Consider the following 14,719-nt stretch of genomic DNA (forward strand, 5'->3'; position numbering starts at 1 on the left):
CGTCTCCTAGATTTGGCTGGGGTTTGACGATGCCGCCGGATTACGGCGTGCAGCACGCACCTGCATACGCAACCGGTCCGGACCGCAGGCGTTTTCGCCAGCATTAGAACTGCCAAATGTTACGGCTTCTTCTTCCCAGATGCGGTCGAGAGCAGCCAGATCGTCGGGATCATCCTCTTCCTGGCGCAGCAATTCACCCAACAGCTTCTCATCAGGCTTCACGCGGCCAAGATGCGAAAGTGCAGCAAACGCATTGGCATAGATCGAGCGCCGCTTGCGCAGACGTTCGCCGATGGCTGTGGTGATGTGTGCAGTCTGCGCCAGCAGATCGTGGATTTCTTCCGGCGAACGCGTCGACAAAAATTCAAGAAACAGCGGCAGATAATCCGGTAGTTCCTTGGCATCAATGTCGAAGCCATTTTCCTCATACATCTTCAAAAGATCGACCATTGCCTGACCGCGATCGCGGCTTTCGCCATGCACATGCTCAAACAGATGCAGCGACAGCGCGCGGGTGCGATCAAACAGATGCACATAACGCTCCTGCGCCTCATAGAGATCGCCTTTGCAAAGATCATCGATCAGATTGTCGAGTAGCTTCTGGATTCCGGGCGAAAGACTTGGGTCGCTGACGACAGCAGCTTTCAGTTCCTCCCGTCCAGACTGCACATCCTTCGAAGGATAGGACAGCAGAAGCGATATGATTTTCAGAGCCTTGTTCATTATACCTGTTCCCTGAAAATGTCGGTCGGTGTCTGCACGACCTTCTGACGCTTGGCACCGAACAGGTCTTCCGTGGAAGAACCACCCGAGCAGCCATTGCCAAAGGTGAAGCCACAGGAACCATGCAGATCATAGGCATCTTCTGTGACTTCGCGATGCGTTGTTGGGATGACGAAACGATCCTCATAATTGGCAATTGCCATCAGCTGATACATTTCCTCGATCATGCCGCTACTCATGCCGACGCGATCAGCAATTGCTTCATCAATGACGCCATCAATGGTCTTGGTGCGCATGTAGGAGCGCATGGCCAACATGCGTTCAAGCGCCGAGATAACCGGCTCTTCCTTACCGGCGGTCAGAAGATTGGCGAGATAGAGAACCGGAATACGCATCGAGCGAACATCCGGCAGCGGACCATCCATTCCGAGCTTGCCCGCAGCAGCAGCCGACTGAAGCGGCGAAAGCGGTGGCACATACCAGACCATTGGCAGCGTGCGATATTCAGGATGCAGCGGGAATGCGATCTTCCATTCCATGGCCATCTTGTAGACCGGCGAATGCTTGGCAGCTTCCAGCCATGCATCCGGCACACCATCCTTGCGCGCCTGTTCAATCACTTTCGGATCGTTCGGGTCGAGGAAGATGCTAAGCTGTTCTTCGTAGAGATCCTGCTCGTTGGCGGTTGATGCGGCTTCCGAAATCCGGTCGGCATCATAAAGAATAACACCGAGGTAGCGGATGCGACCGACACAGGTTTCCGAGCAGACAGTTGGCTGGCCTGCTTCAATACGCGGATAACAGAAAATGCACTTCTCGGACTTGCCGGAACTCCAGTTGTAATAGATCTTTTTGTAAGGGCAGCCGGAGACGCACATGCGCCAGCCGCGGCATTTTTCCTGATCGATCAGAACAATGCCATCATCCTCGCGCTTATAGATTGCACCCGAAGGACAGGCTGCAACACAGGTCGGGTTGAGGCAGTGCTCGCAGAGGCGAGGCAGATACATCATGAAGGTGTTTTCGAACTGGCCGTAGATTTCCTTTTCCACGCCCTCGAAATTGTAGTCCTTCGACCGTTTGGCGAATTCGCCACCGAGAATTTCTTCCCAGTTCGGACCCCATTCGATCTTCTCCATGCGTTCGCCGGAAATCAGCGAGCGTGGGCGGGCGGTCGGCATAGTCCTGCTTTCGCCTGCCGTCTGCAAATGCCCATAATCGTAGTCGAATGGCTCATAATAGTCGTCGATTTCCGGCAGATCTGGATTGGCAAAGATTTTAGCAAGAATGCGCCATTTCGCACCCATCTTGGGTTCGATCTTGCCGTTCTTCTTGCGGACCCAGCCGCCATTCCACTTCTTCTGGTTTTCCCACTCTTTCGGGAAACCAATACCGGGCTTGGTTTCAACATTGTTGAACCAGGCATATTCAACGCCTTCGCGGCTGGTCCAGACGTTTTTGCACGTCACAGAGCAGGTGTGGCAGCCGATGCACTTGTCGAGATTGAGCACCATGCCAATTTGCGCGCGGATTTTCATTCTGCTGCCTCCTTTGCCACTGGTGTCTGGGGCAATGTCGCTTTGCTTTCGTCGAGCGGACCTTCCATCCAGTCGACCTTGTCCAGCTTGCGCACCACGACAAATTCGTCGCGGTTTGCACCGACGGTGCCGTAATAGTTGAAGCCATAAGACTGATGGGCGTAACCGCCGATCATGTGTGTTGGTTTGGTGATGATGCGCGTGACCGAGTTATGAATGCCGCCGCGCTGCCCCGTCAGAGGCGACCCCGGCGTATTCACGATCTTTTCCTGTGCGTGATACATGAAGATCGTGCCGTCCTTCATGCGCTGGGACACAACCGCACGCGCCACGATAGCACCGTTGGCGTTGTAAACTTCCACCCAGTCATTATCGACGAGACCTGCCTTCTTCGCATCCGGCTCCGACATCCAGACAACCGGACCGCCACGATTGAGCGTAAGCATCAAAAGGTTGTCGGAATAGGTCGAGTGGATGCCCCATTTCTGGTGCGGCGTAATGAAGTTCAGCACGAGATGCGGTTGACCGTCTGCCTTTTCACGAATGGCAGGATTGACCGTCTTGGTATCGATTGGCGGACGATATACGCAGAAGCCTTCACCGAAAGCGCGCATCCACAAATGATCCTGATAAAGCTGCTGACGGCCTGTCAGCGTGCGCCAAGGGATCAGTTCATGCACATTGGTATAGCCAGCATTGTAGCACACACTTTCCGATTCAAGACCGGACCATGTCGGCGAGGAGATGATCTTGCGTGGCTGTGCCACGATATCGCGGAAGCGAATTTTCTCGTCTTCCTTCGGTATCGCCAGATGGCTGTGATCACGTCCAGTGAACTTCGACAGTGCTTCCCAGGCCTTCACCGCCACTTCGCCATTGGTTTCGGGGGCAAGCGACAGAATGACTTCCGTTGCATCAATGTCAGTCATGATACGCGGGCGACCTTCGGTAGCACCAGGCTCATGAACCTTGCCGTTGAGCTTGCCGAGAAGTTCTACCTCGTGATCGGTGTTCCAACCGATGCCCTTGCCGCCATTGCCGAGCTTTTCAAGCAATGGACCAACCGATGTATAACGCTTGTAGAGGTTCGGGTAGTCACGCTCGACCACAACAATATTTGGCATGGTCTTGCCGGGGATCGGTTCGACTTCGCCCTTCTTCCAATCCTTCACATCAAACGGCTGCGAGAGTTCACCTGCCGTATCGTGAAGGGTCGGAACGAGAACCACATCCTTCTCAACACCCAGCACTTCTGGCGCCACATCCGAGAATTTCTTGGCGATGCCTTTGAAGATTTCCCAGTCGCTGCGTGCTTCCCATGCAGGATCAGCAGCACTTGAAAGCGGATGAATGAAGGGATGCATGTCGGAGGTGTTGAGATCGTTCTTCTCGTACCAGGTGGCCGTCGGCAGAACGATGTCCGAATAAACGCAAGTCGTGGACATGCGGAAATCCAGTGTCACCAGCAGATCGAGCTTCCCTTCCGGTGCCTGATCGTGCCAGACGGCTTCCTGAGATTCCTGCGCGCCTTCCGGACCGAGATCCTTGCCAAGCAGGCCGTTCGATGTCCCGAGCAGATGCTTGAGGAAATACTCGTGGCCTTTACCCGAAGAACCCAGCAGATTGGAGCGCCAGACAAACATGTTGCGCGGCCAGTTTGCCTCATTATCTGGGTCCTCACAGGACATGTTGAGACTGCCGGATTTGAGCGCTTCAGCCACAAAATCCTTGGCCTCTTTGCCCGATGCCGCCGCCTGCTTGGATACTTCAAGCGGGTTGGTTTGCAATTGCGGTGCCGATGGCAGCCAGCCCATACGTTCAGCGCGGATATTATAATCGTGGAATGTACCGTCCCATGAACCTTCCGGTGCGGTTGGCGACAGGATGTCGTTGACCTTGACCGTCTCGTAGCGCCACTGATCGGTATGCGCGTAGAAGAATGACGTCGAGTTCATATGGCGGGGTGGACGGTTCCAGTCGAGTGCGAAGGCAAGCGCTGTCCAGCCGGTCTGCGGACGCAGTTTTTCCTGTCCAACATAATGGCTCCAACCGCCGCCCGACTGACCGATGCAACCGCACATCACCAGCATGTTGATGATGCCGCGATAGCTCATATCCATGTGGTACCAGTGATTGAGACCAGCACCGAGAATGACCATGGAGCGTCCCTTGGTCTTCTCTGCATTATGAGCAAATTCGCGCGCAACAGCGATGATCTGATCCTGCGGAACGCCGGTGATCTTTTCAGCCCAGGCAGGCGTGTAAGGCAGGCCTTCATCAAAAGTTTTCGCCGAGTTCTTGTCGCCAAGACCACGATCAAGACCATAATTAGCCGCAAAGAGATCGAAAACGGTGGCGACCATCGTGTCACCGTCTGCAAGCTTTACCTTTCGGGCTGGCACCTTGCGCACCAGAATGCTGTCATGATCGGTACCTTCAAAGAAATCGTGTTCTCGATTGCCGAAATAAGGAAACGCCACATCGGCAACCGCATCGTGATCGCCTTTGTCGATAAAGCTCTTTGCCAGCTCAACATCGTGGCCTTTGCCGTCTTTTTCTTCCAGATTCCACTTGCCGTCTTCGCCCCAGCGATAGCCGATAGAACCACCGGGAGCGACGTAAGATGCAGTCTTCTTATCGAAGGCCACCGTCTTCCAGTCCGGATTGTTGCTTTCGCCAAGTGTATCGACAAAGTCGGAAGCGCGGATGAAGCGGTCAGGCACATAATGACCATCCTTCTTGCTGAGACGAACCAGCATTGGGAAGTCAGTATATTTACGGCAATAGTCCTCAAAATACTCCACCTGTCGATCCAGATGGAACTCGCGCAAAATGACATGACCAATCGCCATGGCAAGTGCAGCATCTGTGCCCTGTTTCGGGTGCAGCCACAGATCGGAGAATTTGGCGGCTTCCGAGTAATCCGGTGACACCACGACCGATTTTGCGCCCTTATAACGGGCTTCAGTGTAAAAATGTGCATCAGGCGTGCGGGTCTGCGGAACGTTTGAACCCCAGAGCATCAGGAAGCCAGCATTATACCAGTCAGCGGATTCAGGAACGTCTGTCTGTTCGCCCCATGTCATCGGCGAGGCAGGCGGCAAATCGCAATACCAGTCATAAAACGACATGCAAACGCCACCGAGCAGCGACAGATAACGTGAGCCGGCTGCATAAGACACCATCGACATGGCAGGGATCGGCGAGAAACCGATCACGCGGTCAGGACCATAGGTCTTGGCTGTATAGGCGTTGGCGGCTGCGATGATTTCGTTGACTTCATCCCAGGTCGCGCGGACGAAACCGCCAAGGCCACGCACCTTCATATAATCGGAGCGCTTGGCCGGATCCTGCTGGATCGCAGCCCATGCACCGATCGGGGTCTTCACCGCACGTTCCTTGCGCCAAAGCTTGAGCAGACGCGAACGGATCAGTGGATATTTCACGCGGTTGGCCGAATAAATATACCAGCTGTAGCTTGCACCACGCGGGCAGCCGCGCGGCTCATGATTGGGCAGATCAGCGCGGGTCCGCGGATAATCGGTCTGCTGGGTCTCCCAGGTGATGATGCCGCCCTTGACATAGATCTTCCATGAGCAAGACCCAGTGCAGTTCACTCCATGAGTTGAGCGGACAATTTTGTCATGCTGCCAGCGCTTGCGATAGGCATCTTCCCAGTCACGGTTTTCAACCGTGGTAACACCATGCCCATCGGAAAAGGTGTCCACATTCTTTCTGGCAAGAAAGTTTAGCCGGTCGAGGAGTAGGCTCATAATATTGTCCTCTCAATCCATTCATTAAGTGGCAGGCGCGGATGGAAAGCAGCTTTCCGCCTTCCCCGCGCTGCCTTTGTGGTCAGGCAGCAGCGGTCGCAGGTTTGCGATTGTGCTCGACGTCATAGAGGAGGCCACCTTTTCGGGTGTAGACGGCCCAGGTGATGATGAGGCAGCTCACATAGAAGATCAGGAATGCCCACAGAGCTGCTTCCGGTCCGCCCGTCATACTGATGGACGTGCCGTAGCCTTTCGGAATGAAGAAGGCGCCAAAAGCAGCAATGGCCGATGTGAAGCCGGTAATGGCAGCGGATTCCTTGCTGGCTTCCAGGCGACGTTCTTCAGCGCTTGCCTTGGGCATCAGGCGGTCCATTTCCTTCGACATGATCGCAGGGATCATCTGGAAGGTGGAGGCATTGCCGATACCTGTTGCGAAGAACAGCAGAACGAAGGAAGCGAAGAAGCCGCTGAATGCATAAGGCTGATCCTTGATGCCGACGAACCAGAGCACGCCGCTCACGCCGATCATCATAAGGATGAAAGCCCAGATGGTTACGCGTCCGCCGCCATATTTATCGGCAAGCCAGCCCGAGCCCGAACGCGACAGCGCGCCGACCAAAGGTCCAAGGAATGCGTAATGCAGCGCATTAACTTCCGGGAACAGAATGTTGGTCAGAAGTGGGAAGCCAGCCGAATAGCCGATGAAGGAGCCGAATGAACCGGTATAGAGCCAGCACATCAGCCAGTTATGCTTGCGGCGGAAAATGACGGCCTGATCCGCAAAGGATGCCTTTGCCGATGCGATATCATTCATGCCGAACCAGTTGGCAAAGGCAGTGATCACGATGAAAGGCACAAAGAAGAAGCCAGCATTCTGCAACCAGAGCGGCGAGCTGCCAGCTTCGGTGGCCACAAAAGCCGGATCGCCACCAAGCTTGCCGAAGATGCCAGCGGTAATAACCAGCGGGACGACAAACTGTACGACACTGACACCGAGATTGCCGAGGCCTGCATTGAGGGCTGCCGCATTGCCTTTTTCCGCCTTGGGGAAGAAGAAGGAAATGTTAGACATGGAGGAGGCGAAGTTGCCGCCACCAAAACCGCAGAACAGAGCGAGCAGCAGGAACACGAAGTAAGGCGTATTCGGATTTTGCACCGCATAGCCAATGCCGATGGCCGGAATAACCAGCGACCAGGTGGTCAGTGTGGTCCAGAGACGACCGCCGAAAATCGGCACCATGAAAGAATAGAAGATGCGCAGCGTTGCGCCCGAAATGCCGGGAAGTGCTGCAAGCCAGAACAACTCGTCCGTGGTGAACTTGAAGCCAACCAGCGGCAGCTTTGCAACGACCACCGACCAGACCTGCCAGATCGCAAATGACAGCAAGAGCGCTGGAATGGAAAGCCAGAGATTGCGCTTGGCAATATGCTTGCCTTTCTGTTCCCAGAAGGTCTTGTCTTCCGGTTCCCATTCTGTCAGCACGGCATCGCTCTTGCGGGCTGGCTTGATTTCAGCCTTCTTCAAGCCCTGCAGTTCTGCGAAAGCTGGAAGTTCCTCCGTTGCCTTGCCCTGTGCTGCGCGTTCCATCTGGCGGATCGAAACATGCATCCAGGCAAACGAGACTGCGACGATGACGAACAGCAGCATGAAGCAGCTTGTCCATAAACCTGTGAGATCAAGCAGAACACCAAACAGGATCGGCAGGATGAAGCCGCCGAGGCCACCGATCATGCCGACGAGACCGCCGACCGCGCCAACATTGTCGGGATAATAAACCGGGATGTGCTTGAAGACCGCAGCCTTGCCCAGCGCCATGAAGAAGCCGAGGATAAACACGGAAACCGTGAAGCCGACCACGCCCATTTCTGCCGTGAAACGCAGCGGACCATTATCGCTCTGGATGATGTATTCCGTTGGTGGGTAAGAGAGAATGAAGGTGGCGACGAGAGCAACGAGGAAGGTCCAGTACATGACCTTGCGCGCACCATAAACGTCAGACAGATGGCCGCCATAAGCGCGGAACAGACTTGCCGGGATAGAGAAAAAAGCTGCGATCATACCGGCATAGCGAATATCGACGCCATAAACATGGATCAGATATTGCGGCAGCCACAGCGCCAGCGCCACGAACGCACCGAAAACAAAGAAGTAATAGAGCGAGAAGCGCCAGACCTGAATATTCTTGAGCGGTTCGAGTTCCAGAAGCGTGCTGACGGGCTTTTCACCCGTGCGCTTGCGCTCAAGCAGAACCGGATCATCGCTGGTGGTAAAATAGAAGATCAGCGCCATGACGACCATCGCCGCTGCCCATATTTCGGCAACTGCATGCCATCCAAGCGCAACCATGACCATTGGTGCGAAAAATTTCGTGACGGCCGAACCGACATTACCGGCGCCAAAAATACCAAGGGCCGTGCCCTGTTTTTCCGGCGGATACCAGCGCGAGACATAAGCAACGCCAACCGAGAATGAACCGCCCGCAACACCAACACCCAGCGCTGCAATCAGCATCTGAGGATAGGTCGTTGCATAGGTCAGGAAATAGGTGGCGACAGCTGAGATCAGCATGGTCAGCGTAAAAATCGCGCGTCCGCCGTAGCGGTCAGCCCATATGCCAAGAATGACACGGATCAGCGATCCCGTAAGGATCGGCGTGCCAACCAGCAAGCCGAACTGCGTTTCACTCAGCCCGAGATCAGCGCGGATCTGTATGCCAATGATTGCGAAAATGGTCCAAACGGCGAAGCAGACTGTAAAGGCAATCGTGCTCATCGTCAGAGCAGTAGTCTGCTTACGGTGGGAAGCCCCCGTGACGTGTGGCATAGGCGTACTCCGAATTGAATACCATGGAAGGTTTCGTTTGCACTTATGCGGCGTCTGTCTGTTGAATACATTGATTAGGATCAATATTTGATAATCAATCAAGGGTTTTTGTAGTTAATAGTCATCATATACTGAAAATAGATTTAGTTTTATGATACAATTGATAAAATCATACTTGATGATTGATATTTATCAAGACTTTCGCTATAATAAAACTAGAGATGAAAGGTAATGTTTTAATGCGCGATGAGGATATTTTGGTTCTAAAGACGCTTCCGCTCTTTCTTGGAATGCGGGATAAGACTTTTGAGTTCCTCATAGCTCCCAGCTTTGCGCAATCCTTTCCGCCGCGAACCACCTTGATTGAAGAAAATCAGCCGTCTGATTTTCTCTTTGTCGTGCTCGATGGACTGGTGCTTATGTCTGCCCGCTCCGAAGAAGGTGAAACGGCTCTGGAAATTCTGCGCTCAGGTGATGTTTTCATCCTGGCTGCGTCGTTAAACAATGATGTGTGTTTGCAAAGCGCACAGACATTGACAGCCGCGCGCGTGTTGATGATCCCGTCATCGCTTGTTCGCTCCATGATGAGCGAAGATTCAGGCTTCATGCAGGCTATCGTTTTCGAGCTGGCACGGTCTTACCGACGGCTTGTAAAAGAGCTGAAGACGCAGAAATTACGCAATAGTGTCCAGCGGTTAGCCAACTGGATCGTTAAGGAATCGCTCGCCAATAACGGAACGGATGTCGTTACCATTCCTTATGAAAAACGCATCCTGGCGGCCTATCTCGGCATGACGCCGGAGAACCTGTCGCGCAGCTTTGCCAACCTTGGCGCACATGGTGTGAGTGTGCAGGCATCAGCCGTTAAAATTATCGACTATGACAAACTTCTGGCATTTGCATCACCCTCGCCCCTGATCGATAAGGAAGAGCCGGTGCGAGGGACTGACCAAAGCCTCTGAGCGTGCTGATCGAAAGCTATCCCGCCAGCATTCGATAGATTGCGGGCAAAGCAATCGGCAATTTCGCGAGCTTTTCAACCATTGCAAAGCCCCCGTGGCCGAAGAGAGCAGGCAGATAAGCATTTGCCTCGCGATCAACCGTCACGGCAAAGACGTTGACGCCTTTGGCACGCGCTTCATTTGCCGCCCGTCGGGTATCTTCCAATGCAAAGCGCCCTTCGTAATGATCGACATCATTCGGCTTGCCATCGGTTAGCAGCAGCAGAAGTTTCTTGCGATTGTGCTGTTCGGTTAACTTTGCGGTGGCGTGACGCATGGCGGTACCCATACGCGTATAGAAGCCCGGCTTGAGCGCAGCGATGCGATGCTCAACAGTCGGGCTGAAAGCCTCGTCGAAATCTTTCACCGTTTCAACACGCACCCATGAGCGTCGCCGCGACGTGAAGGTCAGGATCGAACAGCGATCACCGCAGGCAGCGATACCATTGGCCAGAACCAGCAACGCTTCCTTTTCCACATCAAGCACCCGACGGTTATCCACCCAGGCATCAGTCGAAAGAGAAACATCGACAAGAATCGTCACCGCCAGATCATTGGCCTGAGGACGGCTCATCAGATGCACACGTTCGCTGCCCTGCCCACCGGCTGCAAAATCACAACGCGAACGCACCACGGCATCAAGATCAAGATCATTACCGTCGAGTTGTGCGCGCATCATTTCGCGTCCGGGTCGCAAAACTTCAAACTGACGCCGGACCTTTCGTACAAGGCTGCGCGCCTCGTCATCCAGTTTAAGGGCATCATCGTGATCCTGCACAGGTGCCACCAGCACACTACAATGATCCTGCAAATAGGTCGCTTTGCGATAATCCCATTCAGGATAGGTCAGTTTGGCGGTAAGCACACTGTGGTCGACCGCCTCTGGTGGGAGATCGAGATCAAAGCGAAAGCGTGACGCGGGTCTGCCCTTGCGCTCGCCCAGTGTCAGATCATCGAGCTCGTCAGCCGACTTTGCATTCTGCTCGTCGCTGTCATCCGAAGGCCGATCAACACTGACCATTTCCGCCATGGCGAGAATTTTCTCAAAGCGATTGAGAATGAACGGGCTTCTATCAGCAAATCGCGGATCTTGCTGCTCACGCTGCGCTATCTGGCGGCCTGTTTCCGAACCTTCGGCCCGGGAGTCGCGCACGGGTTCATCTTCTGCGTTCCGCGATGCTGTTTCATTGCGACGGATCAACCCTGGCCAAAGCGGCACCGGAAGGAGCGGCAGATAGCCCGCAGGCGCGCGATGAGGGAAAATCGTTGCAAGGCTGAAGTCAGGCAGCCCGGCCCCTTCTTTCAACAAGGAAAGAACCCGGTCTTCGACAAGCTGTTCGAGTTGATTAAGCCGTCTATTAGGCCGTGCATCCAGCACCGCATCGCAGAGCCGCGCATAGCGATCTTCAAGCCCCGGAAACAATTGGCAGGCTTTTGCCGCCGTTACTGCAGCCATATCGAGCGCCGCGAGGTCGCGGCGCAACGGGTCATCAGGGACAGCACTCATATCAGTGGGCATGATCGCCATATAGCCCGCGAGCCAGACATAGAGATCGTAATTCAGTGTGCGATCAGGAAAGAGCGCAATCTCGGGCGGCAACATCAGCGTTGCTTCATCGCGCAAAGGGTGGCTGAGTTTTTCCTCACCCAGAGCCATACGCTGCCGCAAGCCAAGCCGATGCCCGGAAGTTCTTGCGCGTGCTGGCGCAATCTGCACTGCAACATCGCCGCCAAAACCACGGAAGCAGATGGCAAGCCTCTGGCGAATGTCGGTAAGCCTTACCGCTTGGTCGGGATATTGCGGCCAAGACCCCGTCTTACCAATAAGCCGATGCCAGGCCCGGCCAACGGTTTCTTCAAGCTCCAGAAAATCCAGCATGACATACCCGCCTACTTCAACATCGCATCGGCGATTTCAAGCAATGCTGCCTTCACATCCGGCTCGTCGGTCAGCGGTTCGATCATGGCGGCACGAGCAGCCTCTCGCTGTGACATGCCAGCGTCTATCAACGACGCGCAGTAAACCAGCAGACGCGTGGAAACGCCTTCTTCCAGATCATGTCCTTTCAGGCCGCGCAGACGATGAGCGAGCGCCACAAGCGGCGCAACCTTATGGGCATCAAGTCCGCTTTCGGCGCTCACCACCGCAATTTCCTGATCCTTGGGCAGGAAATCAAATTCGATAGCCACAAAACGCTGGCGTGTGCTTGGCTTCAGTGACTTAAGCAAGTTCTGGTAGCCGGGATTATAAGAAACAACGAGCATGAAATGCTCTGGCGCTTCGAGCAGTTCGCCGGTGCGCTCAAGCGGCAGAACGCGACGATCATCGGTCAGTGGATGCAGAACCACAGCCACGTCCTTGCGTGCCTCAACAATTTCGTCGAGATAGCAAATGCCACCCTCGCGCACCGCACGGGTTAATGGCCCATCAACCCAATGCGTATCCCCACCTTTTAAAAGATAGCGGCCAGTCAGATCAGCTGCTGCAAGATCGTCATGACAGGAAACGGTTGAGAGCGGCAGACCAAGCTTCGCTGCCATATGGCTTACGAAGCGTGTCTTTCCGCAGCCGGTCGGACCTTTAAGAAGCAGTGGCAGCTTTCGTTTCCATGCCATTTCAAACAAGGCGCATTCATTGCCAGATGGGCTGTAAGCGGGGATCGATAAATCGATGATTTCAACGTTCTTGAGAATGCTGCTCATGACCGTCTTCCTTTGGTCAAAGCATTTTCGGCAAAAGTGCGAAGCGGTTTTGCGTGAGGAAAATGCGTGAAAACAAATGATTAGAGCGGCTATAGCTATTCAATCATGATTGGAGCCGCTCTAAGTGAAGAAGCCTCGCTCGAAGGCGAGGCTTTCGTGTCGATCATTCAGCGGGCTGTACAAAGCCAGATGCGTTTTCCCGGCGTTCCTTGCCTGGAACGAGCATCGCCCAAATGAACATGAAGGCAGAGATTACGACCACGACGCCGGAACCCAGACGTATCCAGTAAAACAGTGCCAGCTGGTCCTGCACGACCATGAAGCTTTCGCCCAGCACACGCTGCAGATGGGTCTGCACCACACCTGCGAAAGTAAGTGCGAAGGTCATGACAGACATCGCCGTACACATCGCCCAGAAGCTCACCATGGAAAGCATCTGGTTATAAGGCGCACGTCCGCGCAGTTCGGGGATGGCATAGGCCATGACTGCAAGGTTGAGCATGACATAGGCCCCGAAGAAGGCGAGGTGGCCATGAGCTGCTGTCAGCTGTGTGCCATGGGTGTAATAGTTGACGGACGACAGTGTGTGCAGAAAGCCCCATACGCCTGCACCGAAGAATGCCATCACCGAGCAACCGATTGACCAGAGCAATGCGGCACGGTTTGGATGTTTGCGACCGGCCTTCCATGTCATCACGAAAGTAAAGATGACCATGGTGAAGAACGGAGCGACTTCCAGCGTCGAGAACAGCGAGCCGATCCACTGCCAATAACCAGGAGCACCAATCCAGTAATAGTGATGACCAGTGCCTAGAATGCCTGAGAACAGGGCCAGACCGACGATCACATAGAGCCATTTTTCGACGACTTCACGGTCGATACCATTGAGCTTAATCATCAGGAAGGCGAGGATCGAAGCCATAATGAGCTCCCACACACCTTCAACCCAGAGATGGATCACGTACCACCAATAAAGCTTGTCGATGGCGAGATTGACCGGGTTATAGAAGGCAAAGAGGAAGAACAGAGACAAGCCCCACAGACCGAACAGCAGAATGTTTGTGACTGTGGTCTTGCGGCCCTTCAAGGCGGTCATGGTAATGTTGAACATGAACATCAGACAGACGACGAGAATGCCGACCTTGATGATGAAGGGCTGTTCAAGAAACTCACGGCCTTCATGGATTTTGAAGAGATAACCCACAACGGCAACGCCTGCGGCAACGAAAAACATCCAGAACTGGATGACAGCAAGCTTGGTGCTATAAAGTTCGGTTTCTGTCTCTTCAGGCAAGAGATAATAGGTTGAACCCATAAAACCCATCAGCAACCAGACGATCAGCGCATTGGTGTGGATCATGCGGACGATGTTGAAGGGCAGAAGCTCGGAGAGCGTGTTGGGCAGGACATAGATCGTACCGGCAAGAACACCGAATGCGACCTGTGCTACGAACAAGACGAGCGCTCCATAAAAATAGAGCATCGCAACCTTTTGGCTTTCATATTTCATATCATAAAACTCCGTTCATCCCGCGCCTCAGCCTGCCTCATTTGGTGGCCAGTCCTGCGTCTTGATGCGGCTTGTCCATTCGAGGAAATCAGCCAGATCGTTGAGTTCCTGTTCGCTCAGGTTGAACTGCGGCATCTGACGACGGCCCTCGATTCCGGTAGGCTGCGCCTGCATCCAGGCTTTCATCGTTTCACGAGCGCCTTCCGGGTCTTCTTCGCCGCCCCAACGCTTCCAGACATTGCCCAGTTCGGGCGCGAAATAGGCGCCCTCACCCAGCAACGTATGGCAATTGATGCAGGAGTTTTTCTCCCAGATGTGTTTGCCGCGCGCGACTGCATCAGTGAGCGTCGACTCATCCGTGGATGTGGTTTTCATGTAGTAATGGCTGTGCGCCGTCAGTCCCACGAAGATCGCGAAAAAGAAAATGGAACCGCCGTAGAAGACGTTTCGGGCGCCGGTCTTGGTTAGGCGTTCTGCCATCCCCTTCGTCCTTTCATTGGCCGAAGGCAGAGCCTCGGCATTCAGAGCGCATTTCGATCCGAATGAACCAGATCAGCGCTCTAAATATTTGTTTTAACGCGCATCTTTGCCCCGAAAGCCGTTTCACACTTTTCGGGATGCGCTCTGATCCCCCGTCGATTATGCGG

9 protein-coding genes are annotated in these 14,719 nt (G+C 54.2%); 1 reads left to right on the plus strand and 8 read right to left on the minus strand.

All coding sequences use genetic code 11. The features are described from left to right. Positions 1–6: 6 nt before the first annotated feature. The 4 genes from narJ to ABWV94_RS08680 all read right to left on the minus strand — a co-directional run bounded on the left by narJ (position 7) and on the right by ABWV94_RS08680 (position 8,858). The gene (narJ, locus tag ABWV94_RS08665; RefSeq protein ID WP_353413198.1) at positions 7–723 is read right to left on the minus strand and encodes a nitrate reductase molybdenum cofactor assembly chaperone; all 717 of its coding nucleotides are present in this window, start codon (positions 721–723) and stop codon (positions 7–9) included. Then, entirely contained in the window at positions 723–2,261 is a 1,539-nt protein-coding gene (gene narH / locus ABWV94_RS08670) for a nitrate reductase subunit beta (RefSeq protein ID WP_353413199.1), read from the minus strand. Before narH ends, narJ begins: the two co-directional genes overlap by 1 nt. Further along, a complete protein-coding gene (locus ABWV94_RS08675) occupies positions 2,258–6,034 on the minus strand; it encodes a nitrate reductase subunit alpha (protein ID WP_353413200.1) in 3,777 nt (1,258 codons plus the stop codon). Before ABWV94_RS08675 ends, narH begins: the two co-directional genes overlap by 4 nt. Positions 6,035–6,116: 82 nt before the next feature. Next, positions 6,117–8,858 (minus strand): nitrate/nitrite transporter, encoded by a 2,742-nt coding sequence (locus ABWV94_RS08680; protein ID WP_353413202.1) that lies wholly within the window; start codon positions 8,856–8,858, stop codon positions 6,117–6,119. Between the two features lie 239 nt (positions 8,859–9,097). On the opposite strand from ABWV94_RS08680, the gene ABWV94_RS08685 reads away from it, so the two are divergent. Continuing rightward, positions 9,098–9,820, plus strand: a complete 723-nt coding sequence (locus ABWV94_RS08685; RefSeq protein WP_353413204.1) for a cyclic nucleotide-binding domain-containing protein — start codon at positions 9,098–9,100, stop codon at positions 9,818–9,820. 16 nt (positions 9,821–9,836) lie between these two features. On the opposite strand, the gene ABWV94_RS08690 is transcribed toward ABWV94_RS08685, so the two are convergent. The 4 genes from ABWV94_RS08690 to ABWV94_RS08705 form a co-directional block, all read right to left on the minus strand. Next, on the minus strand, positions 9,837–11,738 hold the full coding sequence (locus tag ABWV94_RS08690; protein WP_353413206.1) for a nitric oxide reductase activation protein NorD: 1,902 nt from the start codon (positions 11,736–11,738) through the stop codon (positions 9,837–9,839). Positions 11,739–11,749: 11 nt separating this feature from the next. Then, a complete protein-coding gene (locus tag ABWV94_RS08695) occupies positions 11,750–12,562 on the minus strand; it encodes a CbbQ/NirQ/NorQ/GpvN family protein (RefSeq protein ID WP_353413208.1) in 813 nt (270 codons plus the stop codon). Positions 12,563–12,725: 163 nt separating this feature from the next. Next, entirely contained in the window at positions 12,726–14,072 is a 1,347-nt protein-coding gene (locus ABWV94_RS08700) for a nitric-oxide reductase large subunit (protein WP_007877571.1), read from the minus strand. 27 nt (positions 14,073–14,099) lie between these two features. After that, positions 14,100–14,552, minus strand: a complete 453-nt coding sequence (locus ABWV94_RS08705; RefSeq protein ID WP_064321292.1) for a c-type cytochrome — start codon at positions 14,550–14,552, stop codon at positions 14,100–14,102. Between the last annotated feature and the right edge of the window lie 167 nt (positions 14,553–14,719).

The sequence above is a fragment of the Brucella sp. NBRC 12953 genome (assembly GCF_040369775.1).
GTDB classification, from domain to species: domain Bacteria; phylum Pseudomonadota; class Alphaproteobacteria; order Rhizobiales; family Rhizobiaceae; genus Brucella; species Brucella pseudogrignonensis.